Below are 18,626 nucleotides of genomic sequence, written 5' to 3'. Positions count from 1 at the left end.
AAAAATTTACCTTTCGCTTCGGTTAAACCATAACAGTCTGGCCAGCGCCGGTAGCACAACTATGGCACCAAGCATATTTACCAGGAACATGAAAGTCAGCAAAATACCCATATCCACCTGAAACTTGAGTGATGAAAACACCCAGGTGCTCACGCCAATCGCCAGGGTAATACCGGTAAACAGTACTGCACTGCCCCGCTCCTTAAGTGCCTCAAGGTAGGCTTTTTCAACCGACATGCCCTGTTTAATTAAACCGTTCATGGTCGACAGGATATAGATACCGTAGTCCACACCAATACCCACACCCAGTGCAATTACCGGTAACGTGTAAACAGTGAGGCCGATATTCAGATAGGTCATTAATGCCTGTGCCAGTACCGACACCACATACAATGGTAATACTACAGAAATAGTAGCGCGTAGAGAGCGGAAACTCAGCAAACACAGGATAATTACGGCACCAAACACGTACATCATCATCGGCGTTTGCGCTGCCTGTACCGCTTCATTGGTAGCCGCCATTACACCTACCGGACCAGACGCCAGACTAAAGCGGGTATCTCCGGTCTGATATTCCTGTCTGAAATCCTTCACCGCATCAACTACCCGGGTAATGGTTTGCGCCTTATGATCTTCCATAAACAGGATGATAGGCATGACCGAGCAGTTACCGTTTAATAAACCAGACGATGTCGGCACCCGGGAGATTGCCTGCACCAACGTTTGCTGATTACGCGGCAATACCTGCCATTTTGGGTTACCTTCGTTGTAGCCGGCATTCACCACTTTCGCTACCGAAGCAAGGGATACCGCAGACTGCACACCATCCACATTGGTCATCTTCCACTGGAAGTCATCGATAGCGCGCATAGTTTCGTAGCTGGTACAGGCCTCCGGTGTGGTTTCCACCAGAACCGAAATATAGTCTACCGTCACTTCAAAGCGGTCGGTGATCAGAGCCGTGTCCTGATTGTAACGTGAGTCCTGATGTAATACCGCAGCCCCGGCCTGGATATCACCAATCTGCATTTGCTTGGACTGCACAAAACCCAGCGCAAACAGAATACCGGTAACCAGTACGATAGTAATCGCCGTATTTTTACGGGTACACACATCCAGTACTTGCCACAGACCTTCTGACTTCGATTCCTTACCGGCAAAGCGGTCGAGGTAGTGCTCCGGGAAGCGGATAAAGCTCATTAATACTGGCAACAGAATAAGGTTGGTCAGAATGATTACCGCCACACCCAGGCTGGCAGTAATCGCCAGTTCGCGAATAATACCAATATCGATCACCAGTAAAGTTAAGAACCCTACCGTGTCAGATAGCAGCGCTATGCCGCCGGGAATTAACAGTGCGCGGAACGCGGTCATTGCTGCCTGTTTGGCATTGTTACCTTTAACAACGTTTTTCTCTACCGCGTTAATCATCTGCACGCCATGACTCACGCCAATGGCAAAGACCAGAAACGGCACCAGTATCGACATGGGGTCCAGACCAAAGCCTAACGTGGTAAGCAAGCCCATTTGCCAAACCACTGCGATAACCGAACACATGATAGGCAGCACGGTGAGCATGATATTTCGCGAGAAGAAATACACCATGAAAGCCGTAATCACGATAGCGATGGCAAAGAACAGCACTACAAATTTCGCGCCGGTCGCCACATCGCCAATCATTTTGGCGAAACCGATAATATGTACACTTACCTGGTCGTCTTCATACTGCCCGCGCAGCTTGGTTTCCAGCTCATCAGCTAGTGCCAGGGTGTTAAGCGCTTCACCGGTTTCCGGATCTAACTCAAGTAACTGGGCTGTTACCATGGCACAGCGGTAGTTATTAGACACCTGACGGCCAACAATCTTGGCTTTTTCGATATTTGCGGCAACTGTCTCTAACGCTCTGGGGTTAGACGAGTCAAAATCAGCCGGGATCACCGGGCCGCCGGCAAAGCCACCCTCAACAATTTCGGTAAACCGGGTGGAAGGTGAATACAGTGAAACTACCAGTGAACGATTCACGCCGTTAATAAAAAACAACTCATCGTGAACATTCTTCAGCGTGTCGAAGAAGTACTGATTAAAAATATCACTGTCTTTGTCGCATACTGCCACAAGCACATTGTTAGCACCGCCAAAGTCTTTACGGTGCTCCATGTAGGTTTGCATGTATTCGTGGTTCAGCGGAATATTTTTTTCGAAGCCGGCATCGAGCTGCATACGTGATGCCTGAAATGCCAGCACCAGCGTGGCAAAAATAAAGAGAATGATAACCAGCGGTCGATTATTGAAAATCAGACGCTCTGAAACTTGACTAAAAGAAGACATAACTACACGTTAATCCAAAGAAAGTGAATAGATGCCATCGGCGGCAGTGACTACAGTTTGTCCGTCTACGGACACCGCATTTAAGAGCGCAGATTTACTCTCTGTTTGAGAAACACTCACCCCGGCGGCGGCTTCACAGTTAAGCGTTGGTGCCGCATATGGGTCGAACGTCGATGTTTGTAAAGGCAGTGTGGCCTTAACCATTACGCCGTTATTGCCGATAAAAGACAACTTATTCTGACCGGTGAGAATCGAGTTTAACGTGGCGGTATTACAGGTTTGCAGAGTCTCCCACTGCTCTCCATCTTCGCTGACCAGAATGTTACCGCGTAAGCCCGCAGCCACCATTAATCCGGAATCCAGCTGCACAAAATCGAAGAATGAGCCGGTGTAGTCTGACTCCAGACGCTGCCAGCTCTGACCGTTATCTTCGCTCATGGCCAGTAACCCGGCTTCACCGGCTATCAGGAGAGTACCATTCTGGCCACGAGTGATACGGTTTAAGTGCGGTAGAATTGAGTTTAACTCCATTTGATAAAACTCTTCGTCTTCCTGACGAATTTCTTCGAGATACTCGCGATCGAAAGGATTCAAAAACTCGGCGTGGCGCACGCTATCCCAGCTATTTCCACCATCACTGGTTTGATAAAACAAACCATAGGCGCCAATGGCCAGGCCACGGCGACTATCAAAAAATATTACATCTAAAAACGGGCGTTCCAGCTCGGGCTGGTACATTTGCACCTGCCATTGCTCGCCGCCATCGCTGGAATGCAGGATAATAGCATCATGACCAACGGCCCAGATATGATCCCCTATCAGGGTAACAGCCGTTAACGTAGATTGGGTGGGAACGGTGACCTGAGTAAAGTCGCTATCAGCGCGCTTTATGAGCACGTGGCCTCTCTCGCCCACAGCAACAGTGATATCGCCGGAGGCAATATCCAGTAACAGAGATTCTTTAACAAGTGGTGCCTGATAAGACTGTTCTGCATACAATGCAAAAGAAACTAACAACAGTAGCACCGAAGAAATGGATTTACGCATTAAGACGTTTAGCCTCCGGATAGTTATATCTGATTAAGAAAACGGTTGGCCAGGCCAACCGTTATTCTGAAGTGTTATCTCATGCCTTCGCGGCGCAGTGCCTGAGGCGTGAACTCCGCTTCTCTCGGAGTAATTGAGAAGTCGTACATTTTCTCCTCATTATCCAAACCAATTGCCAGGTAGCGGCGTGAGTTCAGGTCGTGATAAACATCCAGCGTAGACCACTGAGTCGGCACTTCGTAGTAGTTCACGCCATAAGCCACAGCAACACGGTACAGTTCACCGCGGTTGTCGTACATATCGGCCAGTTGGATCTGCCAGCTGTCTTCATCGATATAGAACACGCGTTTCTGATAGATATGGCGTAAGCCTTCTTTCAGTGTTGCCTCAACAACCCATACACGGTGTTTTTCCCAACGGGTTAAATCAGGATTTACGTGGTTAGGCTTAAGAATATCTTCATAGCTCACTGTATCGCCGTGCAAGGTATAGTTGTTATACGCAACGTACATTTCTTTCTTGCCTTTCAGCTCCCAGTTATAACGGTTTGGCGAGCCGTTAAACATATCGAAATCATCGGTAGTACGCAGGCCGTCGGCCGCTGTTCCTGGGGTATCATAAGCGATGTTTGGTGCCAAACGCACACGACGCTGACCGGTGTTATAGGTCCAGGCTTTACGCGGCTCCTTTACCTGATCCAGTGTTTCATGGACTAATAGCGCAGTACCCGCCAGACGCGCTGGCTTGGTTACTTTCTGTTTAAACATGAATAGCACGTTATTTTCCAGCAGGCTTTCCGGCGTGGCGTTTTCCTGTGAGTACTGAATTAACAGTTGCTCATCAAAGCCGATTACGTTGTAGTCGCCGCCAGCGGTTACCGCTGCCTGACCACCATTACGCTGAACGGCCGGGCCACGATAGCGAGCTATGTGGTTCCAAATCGCTTCCAGACCGTTGGCCGGGATGGGGAAAGGAATACCTACCGCAGCACCTGCCATACCATTACCATCATCTAACAAGGTGGCACGGGTGGCGTTTTCTTTGGTCGCATCGTAAACAAACTGTGGGTTTGATGCCGAGCGATGCGTTTTGTAAACCGGTAACTTAAAGGTGTCCGGGTAAGTCTCGAACATTTTCTTTAAGCCTTCGGATAACTGATCAGCATATTGCTGGTAGTTAGCAGCGGTGATCACAAACTCAGGCTTCTCACCCGCATAAGGGTCCGGGTGAAAGTCCCCTGCACTGTAGCCTGCAGGCGCAGAGGTAATACCCCCTGTCCACGCCGGGATAGAGCCGTCTGCATTACCTGCCTTTTCACCACCGAGTGGTGTCAGCTCGGTGCCCAGTTTAGCGGCTTCATCCGCGGTTACTTTTGCCTGTACAGGCACTGTCGTTAGCGCAACCGTCAGGGCTGCTGCAATAATTCCGATTTTTTTCATCATAATAAATACTACTCTTTATTAGATTGCATACTTGATGTTGAACGAAACAAAGTCGCGATCAGCCAGTTGGTTGGTGGTACCAATACCACCCCAGAATGCATTATAAGAGGCTGTTGCCGACCATTTACTCAAGTAATCAAAAGTGAATGAAATATTGGCTGATTTAGTATCTTCAGTAAACAGGAATAATGGATCCGGTGTAGTCCCTTTCACGTCATGAGAGAAGGTCATACGAGTCCGCAGGTTAATACCTGAAAATACATTATTGTGATCAGCCACTGCCAGTAGTCGATAACCCCAGGCATCATCCGTAGCAAATGGGTTAGTTTCAGGTCCGTTTGATAAGCCTGTGTGTAAACCAGTACGCGGATTACCTGTTTCAGTAGGCTCCAGCGACGGTGTACGGCCGGTGCCCGGCGCGTTAAGACGCACAACTGAAGGGTCCGGGAAGTCCACAATATTAACATACCCTGCTTCACCAAGCAGAACCAGGTTGTCAGTACCCAGTGCCGGACCAAATACGTGAGACACGGTAAACTGTGCCTGCCAGGTATCAGACAGCAGATACCCTTGCGCGGTTTCACCAGGTCCTACTGAACGATTAATGCCGTCCGGAAAATCATTATTGAGCTGCGAAATACCCGCCAAATCAGGACGCAAACCTGCGTTCGCTAACTGTTCAGGCATACCCATGTAGAGTAACTCTACGTCATCAATCTGCAGCGGCTCGTCCTGACGATACGCAAATTCACCGGCAAGGGCCGCAGTACCGATATTGGTATTAAAGCTGAAGCCGTACAATTTAATGTCTTCAGGATAATAGAACTTTGCTTCAGTGAAAGCCTGCAGGTCGGTAATATTATCGCGATTAATGTTATGACTGGCGATGTAGGCCAAATCTTCAGCAATGGCTGCACTGGTAAAGTTAGACGTTTCACCTGAAATTAGCGGGCGCTGGCTATGGTAATTAATGTGATAGAAACTCATTTCAGTTTCATTCAAGGCCTCAGCAAACCAGGTTAAACGTAAACCATACTGGCCCTGATCGTCTGCATCCACGTGAGCAGCGTCACTGTAACCACGAATGGCTACTTTTGTTGGGTAAGCAAGATACGCCTGGCTAATCGCCGCCTGATCACCGTTGGCGCGCAGTGCATCACCAAGGCCATTCAGCGCAGAAAGCAGGTAATCCAGGTCGATGTCCGGGTTACCGGTAAAGCCAAGCTGGACATTGTTAGCCTGACCACCCTCACCGACAAAATCATTAGTGGCAAAGTAACTACCGGCAACCGGTAACCAACTGCGTTCCCACTCATATTGGTAATAGGCCGATACGCTGACATTCTGGGTTAAACCCAATTGCGCGAAAACCATGCCTACCGGAATAAACACTTCTTTGAGTTCTGCACCAGGCGTTCGGGCGCGGGTAACATCCACAGGGTTAGTGGTACTGATACCATGCTGAATAAAGGTACTCTCACCCCAACTTACTACCTGCTCACCAACACGCACGGTTAGCGGATTATCGCCAATCCACCAGTCGCCATAAAAGAACGCGTCCAGCAGACGTACGTCTGTACACAATAATTCTTTCGCTCCTGGGTCGTCGCAAAGCTCGGTATTATTGCCGGTAATCGGGTTATCCCATGGACGATCGTTGTCCATTTGCTCAAAATCATAGAACCAGAAACCCCGCGCAAAAAAGCCAATATCGCCATAGCGAATGTCTAATTCGTGGTTACCGGAAATCTGGGTTGAGAATGCTTCGCCTGAATCATGCGCCAGGTTACCCAAATCACCATTACTGGAATAGGCACCATTAGCCAATGCCCATACATCGCCACTGGGGTAAATCACATTGGTCGCCGCGTTATAGCCAGACCAGTTAAACTGAGGGTGATTACTGTTACCAATTAAACTGTAGTCGCGGTCTTCAACGCGAATACTGGTAGCCAGTGTCAGGTTTGTATCCAGCGACACGGATACATCACCAAAGTCCCATGAAGCGGCACCAGCTGGTAGCGAGGCGGCACCTAGAAAGGCAAAAATTCCAGCTGCGATAGGCGATTTCTTAAATGCGCTAAGCCTGGTTATCATAATTTTTATACTCCTGATTCAACAGTAACCTGCTGATAAAACGACAAACTCATCGGTTTATTTAACAAAATGATTACATCATTTTACACAGATGGCAAGAACTAATCGTACCAGTTGAAAAAAAGCTGATTTTTTAATCTGTTACAAAAATAGCGTCTGGTGAAAACGTTCTTAACCGATTGATATTTATAGTTCAAATTCAGGCGATGCGCTCAAAAGATTTTATTTTATTTTGTGCACTGACCACGAGTCTGAAACGGCCATAAAAGCCTCGACTATCAATAAATTGGCGAATGCGGCCCGATGGTACCTGCACCCGCTCGCCAGAATCAGCGGTCAATACCACCACGGGTATTGAGCCGCTGTAAAGGAGCTGACACTGGTGATATGGCTCATTTACCGAAAAAAAATACACCTTATCGGAACTATGAATCATGTCCGTAGGCCAGTGCTTTGCTGACTTTTTCGTAAAGATCCTTACTTAATGAGGCATCATCAAGCAAACGTGACAGTTGCTGTCGCATCAGGGCCTGACGCGATGGAGCAAAGTGTTGCCATTGGGTTAATGGCGTGACTAACCTCGAAGCCACCTGCGGATTGGTTTTATCCAGCTCCAGCAAATAGTCGGTCAGGAATCGGTAACCACTGCCGTCATCGGCATGAAAACCTGAAGTATTATAAAACGCGAAGCTGCCAATCACCGCGCGAACCCGGTTAGGGTTTTGCTGGCTGAACTGCGGGTGCTGACGCAACAGCGTAAGTTGCGCCAGAATATCACTGCGATCACAGGTAGCATGTAAACCAAACCACTTATCCAGTACCAGCGGATCGTCGCGCCAGCGTTGCTCAAACTCATTCATCAGATTATTAAACAACACTAAATCGAACTGTTGCGCAGCTTTCAGTGCACCCAGCGTATCTGACATGTTGTCTGAACCGGAGAATTGCTCAGTGATCAAGGTTTCAGCCAGTGGCAATTCTGCCAGTAGCGTAAGCACCACATTCTTACACCGCCGTGAACTAACCTGAGCCGGCTCATAGGCATAAGAATCTGATTGATTGGTTTGGTAAATTACCAGTAACAAGTCAGACATAAACTCAGCCAAATCGTGGCTAAAGGTTTGTCTGGCTTCGTTTAAGGCATGTACATCGATATTCTCACGGGTCTGGCACAGGGTTTCAAAGCTCGGTACCACCAGGCACTCTCCGAGAATTTCCGGATTATCCTGGCTGGCTTCAACGGCTTCATAGAGCCCTTGCCAGATGACTTTTTCTATCTGCTGCGGGCTGCCCTGATAATATTGTTCAATGCACCAGTTATACAACTGCTGAATAGCATCCCAGCGGCTAAAGGCATCGTTAGCAAAACGGAAGGTATGTAACCACTCTAACGGCGTTAGATCGGAAGTCAGTTTAACCGGCGCGGAAAAATTGCCCAACGCCACCGGCGTTATATTACTCCCTTTACCGGTAAAGGTTAATTCAGTCACCGGTTTATCCAGAATAACCAGGTTATCACGGAACATGCCGCTATCTGGCGCTACGTGCTGACCGTCTGCTGCCAGAAACTCAATTTGCAACGGGATATACAGGTCGTGTTTTTCTGATTGATCAGCGGTTGCCAGGTTTTGCTGGGTCAGCGTTACAGTCAGTTTATTGCTGGCTGCATCGTAAGCACGTTTAACCTCTACCCGAGGCGTGCCTGACTGACTGTACCAGCGGGAAAAATGGGTTAAATCAATATCAGTTGCTGACTGCATGGCTGACACAAAGTCATCACAGGTAACAGCCTGACCATCATGACGTCTGAAGTATTCATCCATCCCTGCTCTGAAACCTTCAGCCCCCAATAAGGTATGCATCATCCGAATGACTTCAGCGCCTTTGTCGTAAACCGTCACCGTGTAGAAGTTGTTCATTTCAATCACTTCATCCGGGCGGATGGGATGACTCATGGCACTGGCGTCCTCAGCGAACTGATGCTCGCGCATCACCCTTACCTGCTTGATACGGTTACTGAGCGGCGAGCTCATATCGCTGCTGAACTGCTGATCGCGAAACACCGTAAGGCCTTCTTTTAAACTTAACTGGAACCAGTCTCTGCATGTTACGCGGTTACCGGTCCAGTTATGAAAGTACTCGTGGGCGATAACCGATTCCACATTAAAGAAATCTTCATCGGTAGCAGACGCCTGATCGGCAAGTACAAACTTACTGTTGAAAACGTTCAGCCCTTTGTTTTCCATGGCCCCCATATTGAAGAAATCCACGGCGACTATCATGTAAATGTCGAGGTCATACTCAAGGCCAAATACTTCTTCATCCCAACGCATAGAACGTTTTAAGGCTTCCAGGGCAAATTCGCCGCGCTGGCGTTTACCTTTGTCTACAAACAGTTCTAATGCTACCGACTTGCCGCTTTGGGTGACAAAGGTATCGGTTAACTGATCAAAGCTGCCGGCTACCAGTGCAAACAGGTAGCTTGGCTTAGGAAACGGATCCTGCCATAAAATCCAATGCGTGCCGTCGGTGTTGCTACCCTGTTCAATGGGATTACCGTTTGCCAGCATGGTTGGCAGGCTGGCTTTGTCACCGGTAATTTTAACGGTAAAACGCGCCAGTACATCGGGCCGGTCCAGGTAATAAGTGATACGGCGGAACCCCTCAGCTTCACACTGAGTGCAATATACGCCGTTAGACAAATACAGCCCTTCCAGCGCCTTATTCTCCGACGGATTAACCTGCGTCACGATGCGCAGAGTAAAGGCATCAGGCACATTATTCAGTACCAGACCGCTATCAGTTTGCTGGTAGTCACCAAAAGGTAAATCATCAATAGCAACTTCTAACAGTTGCAGGTGTTCGCCATCGAGCTCTAACGGCGCGTTGGCATTGTCCTGGCGCTTTACCTGCAGTTCGCTGACCACTTTGGTGGCAGACGGATCCAGGGTAAAGTCCAGGGCAATATCAGTAATTGTAAACTCGGGCGCGCGATAATCTTCGCGACGTTTAGCCACTAGCGTCATTGCATCTCCTAACAAGATGTTTATTTAGCTGCAGTCACGGATTGCGGTGGCTCAAGACGGAGAATTTTAATTCCCAGATAAGCATAAATCACCGCCAGAACCGGACTAATTAAGTTAAAGAAGGCAAAGAAAATATAGTCAAACGGATGCACCATTAACACGCCATGCATATAAGCACCGCAGGTATTCCATGGAATAAGCGGAGACGTAATAGTGCCGCCGTCTTCCAGACTTCGGGATAAGTTTAGTTGATGGAGGCCACGTTTGGCGTACTCATCCTTATACATACGACCAGGCATAACGATAGCCATGTACTGATCAGAAGTGATCAGGTTAGTACCAATGCAGGTCAGAATTGTGCGACTCACCATCGCACCGGCCGTTTTAGCGCCGTGTAAAATAGCGCCGACGGCACGGGTGAGTAACCCTACCCGCTCCAGTACCGCGCCAAACGACATGGCACACACTATCAGCCAGATAGTATTGAGCATGGAAGACATGCCGCCACGGCTGAGCAGGCTGTTAAGGTTGTCGTCGCTGGTATTAAAACTTACGCCGTCGAATAAGGCAGTCCAGACCACTTTAAGCGCGCCAACAGAAAATGAATCTGCACTGTCTTTCATGGTTTGAATGACATCAGGCTGGAAAATCAACGCCCACACGCCGCCTAACAATGCCCCGATACCTACAGCCGGGAAAGCCGGCATTTTACGGACCGCCAGGGTCAGCAGCACAACCAGCGGTACCAGCATAACGATATTGATGTTAAACGTATCATCCAGTAACACCTGCATTTGCTGAATTTTCTCGGCAGACTGCACGCCGGATTCACTGAGGCCGATGATAACAAATAACATCAGCGCCAGTGCAAAGCTGGGAATAGTCGTCCATAGCATGTAGCGAATGTGTTCAAACAGATCGGTACCAGCCACCGCCGGTGCCAGGTTAGTGGTTTCTGATAACGGCGAAATTTTATCGCCAAAGTAAGCACCTGAAATGATCGCACCGGCGGTGATTGCCGCCGACATATCCATACCTGCCGACACGCCCATCAGTGCCACACCTACGGTAGCTGCTGTTGTCCACGAACTACCAATACTCATTGCCACCACGGCACAGATGATACAGGTAGCCGCATAAAACATACTGGGGTTAAGCAGTTCCAGCCCGTAGTAAATTAAAGTAGGTACCGTACCCGCCAGCATCCAGGTGCCGATGAGTGCACCGACAACCAGCAGGATAAGACAGGCGCCAAGCGACACCGAAATGCCCTGAATAATGCCCTTTTCAATATCGTGCCATTTGTGGCCATTCTTCATACCAATAATGGCCGCCAGGCCAGTACCGATTAACAGCGACACCTGATTGGGTCCGTAAGAGGAATTATCGGCGAACAGGTACACGGCGGTACCGAGCATCAGAATGAGTGAAATTACCGGGATAAATGCGTCTAACAGCGTCGGTTGTTTTATTTCTCTGGTCATGGTTATTTCCTTATGCAACCGAACGATAGAACATCAGCAGAATGACCAGTGGGCAAACAAACTTCACATACCATGGCCAGATTTTCCAGAATAAACGCTTCTCCATATCCGGCGCGCTTACCTTAAGCTCAGCCAGGATTTCGTTGCGTTTCCATACCCAGCCGGCAAAGATACATAGAGCAAAGCCAAGTAACGGCTGGCTGTACTTAGTGGTCAGTGCGATAACGAAACCAAACAGCGTAGAAAAGTTAAAGATGATCAGTGCGCTGGCAGCAAAAATAACGGTTGTCACAATCATTACAGCCTTAGGGCGCGACAAATTACGGCTCTCCGACAAATAGGCCACGGGTACTTCCAGCATTGAAATAGAACTGGTCAGGGCAGCAATGACCATAAGCGCGAAGAACACGGTGGAAACCACTATGCCAATTGGCCCGATGGTATTAAATAGCGCCGGTAAGACGGTAAAAATCAACTGGTCCCCGGCAATCAGCTCGCCAGTTGCTGAGAAAATTTCCACACCATTATTAAGCGCTACATACATCGCCGGGATAATCAGCATACCGGCAATAATGGCCACACCTATATCCACCAGGGCTACCGCGGCACCAATGGTCGGTAAATCTTCTTTTTTACTCATGTAAGAGCCATACACCAGCATGGTACCTACACCGAGTGACATGGAGAAAAACGCCTGCCCCATGGCATCGATCAGCAAATCAGGATTAAGTACTACTGAAAAATCCGGTACCAAATAGGCAGCCCAGCCTTCGCTGGCACCTGGCTGAAAGCTCACATAGACAATCAGTATACCCATCAGAATAAACAGGGTTGGCATGAGGCGTACAGACCAGCGCTCAATACCCGCTTTTACACCGCCAAGAACGATATAAGACGTAAGGCTCAGAAACAGCGCACAAAAGATTAGGTTGGTGCTTAGTGAATAACTGGTAAGCCAGTCGCTGACTGCCTGAGGCGCCACTGGCCGGCTGGCCGATTCTGCAAAGAAAGCAATCATCCAGCCGCCCACAATGGCATAAAAAGCCAGAATCAACGACACTGTAACACAGCCCCACAGGCCGGTAAGCCGTCCCAGCGGGTTACTGGTGATCTGACCCAGTGAATCCACCATATTGGCCCGGTGAGCGCGGCCGATAACCAGCTCTGCCATTAATACCGGATACGCCAGCGCGAACGCCAGTAACAGGTAGACCAAAACAAAAGCTGCGCCGCCATTACTGGCTACCTGGGTTGGAAAGCCCCAGATATTGCCCAGTCCCACAGCCGAGCCGGCAGCTGCCAGTATAAATCCGATACGAGAAGAAAACTCACCACGAACCGCCATACACGTTGTTCCCTTTATTATTGTTTTATAGTTATTTTAATACTGTCGTTAGTATTTGTGATTTGTGTGTCTGATGCAATGAAAAAAGGGCTGACAGTGCTGTCAGCCCTTTAATGAAGCGAACTACTAACCGCGGGTAAGTGCGTATTTCCCCGTGTTTACCATATCAAGGGTAATGTTGGCGGCTTCCGTCAGATACGGATCCAGTTCCTCAAGCTCTTCAGGCAGGTCCTCAAGATCTTCAACAACCGGTAGTCCCATTCGGGATAAGCGCTCATTTGCACGGGTCAGTGCTTGTTGTTCGTTCTCTTTTTTCTCGGCCAGTCGCTCTGACTCAACCAGTGAAATAAAGTCTTTGTCCTTATTTTGTTTATATTTTTCGATGTCCTGCTGGATATAGCCAAACTCAGGATCCTGCATTATGCGGGCGTTGTGTTTAGCGGCCAGTACATCCAGTGCACTCTGGGTATCACCAAAGGTGGTGTAGTTAGCACGTTTGATGCTATCCCATGGCAAGGCATTTTCTTCCTGACTTTCACCCCACTCTGCCGGATCGATTGGCGATGGGAACGGAATGTCCGGCACGACACCTTTATGCTGCGTGCTCCCGCCATTGATGCGGTAGAACTTAGCAATGGTGTACTGCACGCTGCCCAGCGGATTCTCATAAAGATCGTAAATACGCCCTAACCCTTTGTGCTGTTGCACCGTACCTTTACCAAAGGTTTGCTCACCGATGATCAACGCACGGTTATAATCCTGCATCGCTGCAGCAAAGATTTCTGATGCCGACGCACTGTAGCGGTCAACCAGCACTGTGAGTGGGCCCTGATAGGCCACTTTACCGTCGGTATCCTGATTTACGCTCATGCGTCCGCCTTCATAGCGGATCTGCACAACCGGCCCCTGTTCGATAAACAGGCCGGAAACCAGCGTGGCTTCTGATAAAGAACCACCGCCGTTTCCACGTAAATCAACAATAACCGCTTTAACTTCTTCCGACTTCAGCGCATTAATTTCCTTTAATACGTCAACGTGGAGGTTGTTATAGAAGCTCGGGATTGAGATAACGCCTACCTTTTCATTCTGATGCGGGCCTGAGTCAGGCACGAACACTTCAGATTTGGCAGCACGATCTTCCAGTTTAATTTTGTCACGGATTAAGGTTATCACCGACACCGTTGTACTTTCGGTGGCACCTTTTTGCACCTGCAGGCGCACTTCGCTCCCTTTCGGGCCTTTAATCAGCTCAACCACGTCATCCAGACGCCAGCCAATGACATCCACAAACTCTTCGTCTTCCTGGGCGACACCAATAATTTTATCTTCCGGCTTAATCGCCTTGGACTTATCAGCCGGTCCACCAGGAACGACGCTCTTAATAACGGTAAAGTCATCTTCGCTCTGCAACACTGCACCAATACCTTCCAGCGACAGGTTCATGTCCATCTGGAAACGCTCGGCGTTGCGCGGCGATAAATAACTAGTGTGCGCTTCAATGCTCCGGGCAAATGAGTTCATTACCGTCTGGAACACGTCTTCGCTTTGAGTTTGCTTAAGACGCTTGATGGCTCGCTCATAACGCTTGGTAAGCAATTCTTTGATCTTATCCTGCTCTTTACCAGCCAGCTTCAGGTTTAGCGCATCGTACTTAACGCGCTGACGCCATAACTCATCAAGCTCAGCCTGATCGACAGGCCAGGCAGCCTCTTCACGGTCGTAATAAAACTTGTCGCCTTCTTTCTCGAAGTTAAATTCACCATCGAGCAGCGTTAAGGCATATTCATAGCGACTAATGCGTAATTCAAGGTTGCGATTGAACATGTCGTAAGCCACTTGCAGGTTTCCGCGCAAAATGGCTTCGTCAAATTCATCCCGATGCTTGTTAAATTCAGCAATATCGGACGCTAAAAAGATATTTCGATTTCCGTCGAGAGATTTGAGATAGCGGTCGTACACTTTCTCAGATAACGAATCATCCAGCTTGATCAGTTTGTAATGTTCACGAGTAAACAGCGTACTGATGCGCTTTGCCGCGGAGGAATGCTGCGGCTCTTGCTGGAGAATGGGCAGATCTTCGACACTATTGCCAGATGTAACCGCACCGGCTCCTACGCTTAACGCAAGAATTGCACTGGCAACGGAAATGCGAAGTATATCTTTCATATTACTACCTCTTGGAACGTGCTAAACGCAGTGTTTGCGGATTAACCTTTACTACCATCCCCGTATCCAGTTGAACATGCACACCGTCTTTTGCTACTTCGGTAATTACCGCGTGCATTGGTGCCTTGCCTAGTTTTACCGTAACTGATGTACCAACGGTTAAATCGGCATCAGACAGTTTGGCCGGGGGCGTCTTAATTGGTCTGCTATTTTTCGATTTAGTTCCGTTATTATAGCGTCCGGCAGGAGATTTACCCGCTTTATCACCGCTATTCGCCGCAGATGAGCGGCCATCTTTCTTACGATTCGACTGTGCTGCCTGCTTTCGTTTTTCAGCAGCTTTGGCTTTGCTCTCGTCCAGTTGTTTTTTGGCGTGCTCTTCGTGCTCTTCTTCTATTGCCGCATCCTGATTTCCATCCAGATCAACGCGAAAGTTCCCTTTCTTGATGCTGTACAAATAGCGCCAGCTATTTGTGTAATGGCGTAAGCTCGAGCGCAACAACGTTTTACTAACGCGTTCATCTTCGGCGAGGCGCTCGGCAAGATCCTGAAAGATGCCAATTTTAAGGGGTTTGGCTTCACCTTCTAAGGTAAAGCAATTAGGAAATGTCTCGGCAAGAAAGGCGATAACCTCTTTGCTGTTACTAAACTTCTGCGATGATTCCATCAATGTCAATGTATGTCAGTGTTAATCCAGATTGTCTGCATCATCCCAAGTTGCTAAGAGATGGTCAACCCAATCAAGCAAATCATCATCATTTACGTACAATAAATTGTCATCCTGATGCCAAATTGACCAGGTGTGGGCCAATAATTTCTCTAAACGCTCGATTTCGATGTCTTCTTCGGCGCGATCATAAACCATGTGTAACACGGTATTGAGCCGTTCTGCGGCCTCATCCGGATCCTCAAACACATCTTCCATATCTTGCCAGGTGGCCAGAACCACCTGAATATCTACCATGTGCTTCATGATATTTCCGCCACCAGAGCATCCACAATGGCCACCAGACCGGCTTCGTCTTCGGCACTAAAGCGGGATAGTTTTGGGCTATCAATATCCAGCACACCAACTAACTTGTCGTTTACCACAATCGGGATAACAATTTCTGATTCTGACGCGGCGTCACAGGCAATATGCCCAGGAAACGCGTGAACATCGTCGATACGCTGGATGGTATTGGATTGCGCTGCCGTGCCGCATACGCCTTTGCCCATCGGAATGCGAATACAGGCTGGCAGCCCCTGAAACGGCCCCAGTATTAACTGCTCTTCTTTATACAAATAAAAGCCGGCCCAGTTAACGTCGTCCAGATTGTGATAAATCAACGCGCTTAAATTAGCCAGGTTGGCAATTAAATCAGGTTCGCCGGCAATCAGGCTTTTCGCCTGTTCAATTAATTGAGGGTAAATGCTACTGTCGTTCAAACTATAATTCTCAATTGAAAAGTGACAAGACCGGCAGAGTGTAGCAGTTCCCTCAATAAAGGTTAATCGATGAAAATCACCCGGGTGATTAATTCTCGATAGCGAAGGTAACGTTCACCGCAGCCGTGGTATCGGTCTGGCCGGGTAAACTGAAAGCATCTTCCTGTTGAACACGCATTCTTACCCCAACCGGTGGCTGGTTATAAGACATGGATTCGCTAATCGAAATGACCCCGGCGATAGTTACGCCCATTTGCTTGGCGATAAGACTGGCGCGCTCTTTAGCGTCTTCCACCGCGGCAATTAGAGCCTCGCGATAAACCTTTTCGGGATTGGAGTTAATAAACTCAAACTGATCGATACGGTTAATGCCGCGTTTCATGGCACCATCAAGGACTGTATCGTAGTTTTGCAATTGATTTGAGGTTACGCGTACCTGCCTAGTAAGTACGAAGCCCTTATGTTCTCTGCCATTAGGCGTGTGTTCATACCAAGGGGATAAATTAACAGACATTGACTGTATGTGCTGTTCGGCAACGCCCTGAGACAATAAAAAGCTCACTACGGCATTAAGTTTGGCATTGGCCTGCTCGTTAAGCTTGCTCACTACCGCACCACGCTCTTCAATGACCATGGTCAGGGTATAAGCATCTGGCGCCGCCGCAACAATCCCCTGGCCAGACACCTGTAAGGTTTTTTCGTCTGCCTGAGAATGAAAACTTAACGCCAGACCCAGCGCAGCAAATGCAATGACTTTCCAATTCATAAAACAACTCCAGTTATAAGACTTGCGCAGTATGGCAACAAAAGACTTAACCTAACCTGAACTGTTAACCAAAGAACCAGTAACTCACCACAATTGCGGTGGCAATACCGGCCACGTCAGCTGCCAGGCAACAGGCTACGGCATAGCGGGAGTGTTTAATGCCTACTGCGCCTAAATACACTGCCAGCACATAAAACGTGGTTTCGGTAGAGCCCTGCATCACCGACGATAAACGCCCGGCAAAGGAGTCTGCGCCATGGTGCTGCATAGTTTCAATCATCAGTGCCCGGGCACCACTGCCACTGAGCGGTTTCATTAATGCGGTGGGTAACGCATCCACAAAGCGCGGATCAAAGCCCATCCACCCTGCTGCGGTAGCAATCATCTGGACCAGGATATCCATTACCCCACTGGCGCGTAACATGCCAATAGCGACTAACATCGCCAGCAGAAAAGGAATGAGAGATACCGCTACTTCAAAGCCTTTTTTGGCGCCATCAACAAATTGCTCATAGGTGTTATTGCCTACCCGCCAGCCGGAAATAAGCACACCGACCACAAAGGTAAACAGCAAGCTGTTGGCCACAATAGCCGACTGGCTGGCCAGTTCAGAGGCGGCCAGCTGGGCAAAATATAAAATAACCGCCGCCAGTAAGCCAAACACACCCACCAGATACAGCAACACCACACGATTAAACAGGTTAATACGCTGCACCAGACAGGTAACGATTAACCCTGCCAGCGTTGATGCACTGGTGGCCAGTAAAATAGGAATAAACACATCTGTGGGCTGGGCCGCGCCCTGCTCGCCACGGTACAGGAATACCGCGATGGGAAATAAAGTGACTGACGAGGTATTGAGCACCAGAAACAGGATCTGGCTGTTGGTGAGGGTATCTTTTTTAGGCGCCAGGGTTTGCATATCCTGCATGGCCTTAATACCAAACGGCGTTGCCGCATTATCCAGGCCAAGCAGGTTGGCCGACATATTCATGGTAATACTGCCCAGCGCCGGATGGTCGCGGGGAATGTCGGGCATGATGCGGCATAAAAACGGTGCCAGTACCCTGGAAAACTTTTTGATTAAGCCGGATTTTTCAGCCACTTCAAATATGCCCAGCCAGAAAGCCAGTACGCCTATCAGGCCAATGGCAATTTCCACGCTGAGAGTGGCCATGCTGCTTACCGCATTCATCACATCCTGAAAACCGCCGGGATTTTCGCCCCACAGGGCTTGATATAAGGTCGCCAGAAATGCGCTGACAATAAAGATAAGCCAAATTCGATGCAGCATAGATGATTAACCTGAATAATGAATAAACAACGAGCGGACAGGTTAAACCGAAAGACAGGAAAGCAGAGATTGCAGATTAACGCACTGTCGTTCTCACCTTCCCGGGTGTTACCTGACACGACAGTTTGAGATAGTAGCGTTAAAGGCTGGCAATTAACAATTTTTTATTTTGCCAGCCTTCAAACTCAGGAATTTTTTAGTCG

Annotated in this window: 14 protein-coding genes; all 14 read right to left on the bottom strand. The window is 48.6% G+C overall.

All coding sequences use genetic code 11. The features are described from left to right. Positions 1-6: 6 nt before the first annotated feature. The 14 genes from C6Y40_RS20965 to C6Y40_RS20900 all read right to left on the bottom strand — a co-directional run bounded on the left by C6Y40_RS20965 (position 7) and on the right by C6Y40_RS20900 (position 18,423). Positions 7-2,328, bottom strand: coding sequence for an efflux RND transporter permease subunit (locus C6Y40_RS20965; RefSeq protein WP_105936344.1), 2,322 nt, complete (start codon positions 2,326-2,328; stop codon positions 7-9). A gap of 9 nt (positions 2,329-2,337) precedes the next feature. Then, positions 2,338-3,375, bottom strand: coding sequence for a WD40/YVTN/BNR-like repeat-containing protein (locus C6Y40_RS20960; RefSeq protein WP_105936343.1), 1,038 nt, complete (start codon positions 3,373-3,375; stop codon positions 2,338-2,340). A gap of 74 nt (positions 3,376-3,449) precedes the next feature. After that, positions 3,450-4,817 carry a DUF1329 domain-containing protein gene (locus C6Y40_RS20955; RefSeq protein ID WP_105936342.1) on the bottom strand — a complete coding sequence of 456 codons (1,368 nt, stop codon included), beginning with the start codon at positions 4,815-4,817 and terminating at the stop codon, positions 3,450-3,452. Between the two features lie 18 nt (positions 4,818-4,835). Further along, positions 4,836-6,914, bottom strand: a complete 2,079-nt coding sequence (locus tag C6Y40_RS20950) for a DUF1302 domain-containing protein (RefSeq protein WP_105936341.1) — start codon at positions 6,912-6,914, stop codon at positions 4,836-4,838. 199 nt (positions 6,915-7,113) lie between these two features. Next, complete coding sequence (locus tag C6Y40_RS20945; RefSeq protein ID WP_105936340.1) at positions 7,114-7,350, bottom strand: DUF2835 family protein; 237 nt, start codon at positions 7,348-7,350, stop codon at positions 7,114-7,116. Beyond that, positions 7,340-9,940: an aminopeptidase N gene (pepN, locus tag C6Y40_RS20940; RefSeq protein ID WP_105936339.1), complete on the bottom strand. Its 2,601-nt coding sequence runs from the start codon at positions 9,938-9,940 to the stop codon at positions 7,340-7,342. Before pepN ends, C6Y40_RS20945 begins: the two co-directional genes overlap by 11 nt. A 20-nt stretch (positions 9,941-9,960) precedes the next feature. After that, positions 9,961-11,424 carry a Na+/H+ antiporter NhaC gene (nhaC, locus tag C6Y40_RS20935; RefSeq protein WP_105936338.1) on the bottom strand — a complete coding sequence of 488 codons (1,464 nt, stop codon included), beginning with the start codon at positions 11,422-11,424 and terminating at the stop codon, positions 9,961-9,963. A gap of 10 nt (positions 11,425-11,434) precedes the next feature. Beyond that, positions 11,435-12,769, bottom strand: coding sequence for a sodium-dependent transporter (locus C6Y40_RS20930; protein WP_105936337.1), 1,335 nt, complete (start codon positions 12,767-12,769; stop codon positions 11,435-11,437). A gap of 126 nt (positions 12,770-12,895) precedes the next feature. Then, complete coding sequence (gene prc, locus C6Y40_RS20925) at positions 12,896-14,935, bottom strand: carboxy terminal-processing peptidase (RefSeq protein ID WP_105936336.1); 2,040 nt, start codon at positions 14,933-14,935, stop codon at positions 12,896-12,898. A 4-nt stretch (positions 14,936-14,939) separates the two neighbouring features. Next, entirely contained in the window at positions 14,940-15,602 is a 663-nt protein-coding gene (proQ, locus tag C6Y40_RS20920; protein WP_105936335.1) for an RNA chaperone ProQ, read from the bottom strand. A 21-nt stretch (positions 15,603-15,623) separates the two neighbouring features. Further along, positions 15,624-15,908 (bottom strand): hypothetical protein, encoded by a 285-nt coding sequence (locus C6Y40_RS20915; RefSeq protein ID WP_105936334.1) that lies wholly within the window; start codon positions 15,906-15,908, stop codon positions 15,624-15,626. Beyond that, the gene (locus C6Y40_RS20910) at positions 15,905-16,363 is read right to left on the bottom strand and encodes a GAF domain-containing protein (protein WP_105936333.1); all 459 of its coding nucleotides are present in this window, start codon (positions 16,361-16,363) and stop codon (positions 15,905-15,907) included. Before C6Y40_RS20910 ends, C6Y40_RS20915 begins: the two co-directional genes overlap by 4 nt. An 88-nt stretch (positions 16,364-16,451) precedes the next feature. Next, positions 16,452-17,129: an SIMPL domain-containing protein gene (locus C6Y40_RS20905; RefSeq protein WP_105936332.1), complete on the bottom strand. Its 678-nt coding sequence runs from the start codon at positions 17,127-17,129 to the stop codon at positions 16,452-16,454. A gap of 64 nt (positions 17,130-17,193) precedes the next feature. Then, on the bottom strand, positions 17,194-18,423 hold the full coding sequence (locus C6Y40_RS20900; RefSeq protein WP_105936331.1) for a nucleoside recognition domain-containing protein: 1,230 nt from the start codon (positions 18,421-18,423) through the stop codon (positions 17,194-17,196). Between the last annotated feature and the right edge of the window lie 203 nt (positions 18,424-18,626).

The sequence above is a fragment of the Marisediminitalea alba genome, assembly GCF_002993365.1.
GTDB lineage: Bacteria > Pseudomonadota > Gammaproteobacteria > Enterobacterales > Alteromonadaceae > Alteromonas > Alteromonas alba.
Note: the sequence above shows the minus strand (reverse complement) of the source record. Positions and strands in the feature narration are given on the sequence as shown.

What these genes read in the sequence shown, in the direction of transcription:
- nhaC (WP_105936338.1), bottom strand. Translation starts at nt 11,424, where the DNA reads ATGACCAGAGAAATAAAACAACCGACGCTGTTAGACGCATTTATCCCG.
- C6Y40_RS20905 (WP_105936332.1), bottom strand. Translation starts at nt 17,129, where the DNA reads ATGAATTGGAAAGTCATTGCATTTGCTGCGCTGGGTCTGGCGTTAAGT.
- C6Y40_RS20900 (WP_105936331.1), bottom strand. Translation starts at nt 18,423, where the DNA reads ATGCTGCATCGAATTTGGCTTATCTTTATTGTCAGCGCATTTCTGGCG.
- C6Y40_RS20960 (WP_105936343.1), bottom strand. Translation starts at nt 3,375, where the DNA reads ATGCGTAAATCCATTTCTTCGGTGCTACTGTTGTTAGTTTCTTTTGCA.
- proQ (WP_105936335.1), bottom strand. Translation starts at nt 15,602, where the DNA reads ATGGAATCATCGCAGAAGTTTAGTAACAGCAAAGAGGTTATCGCCTTT.
- C6Y40_RS20915 (WP_105936334.1), bottom strand. Translation starts at nt 15,908, where the DNA reads ATGAAGCACATGGTAGATATTCAGGTGGTTCTGGCCACCTGGCAAGAT.
- C6Y40_RS20930 (WP_105936337.1), bottom strand. Translation starts at nt 12,769, where the DNA reads ATGGCGGTTCGTGGTGAGTTTTCTTCTCGTATCGGATTTATACTGGCA.
- C6Y40_RS20955 (WP_105936342.1), bottom strand. Translation starts at nt 4,817, where the DNA reads ATGATGAAAAAAATCGGAATTATTGCAGCAGCCCTGACGGTTGCGCTA.
- C6Y40_RS20945 (WP_105936340.1), bottom strand. Translation starts at nt 7,350, where the DNA reads ATGATTCATAGTTCCGATAAGGTGTATTTTTTTTCGGTAAATGAGCCA.
- prc (WP_105936336.1), bottom strand. Translation starts at nt 14,935, where the DNA reads ATGAAAGATATACTTCGCATTTCCGTTGCCAGTGCAATTCTTGCGTTA.
- C6Y40_RS20965 (WP_105936344.1), bottom strand. Translation starts at nt 2,328, where the DNA reads ATGTCTTCTTTTAGTCAAGTTTCAGAGCGTCTGATTTTCAATAATCGA.
- pepN (WP_105936339.1), bottom strand. Translation starts at nt 9,940, where the DNA reads ATGACGCTAGTGGCTAAACGTCGCGAAGATTATCGCGCGCCCGAGTTT.
- C6Y40_RS20950 (WP_105936341.1), bottom strand. Translation starts at nt 6,914, where the DNA reads ATGATAACCAGGCTTAGCGCATTTAAGAAATCGCCTATCGCAGCTGGA.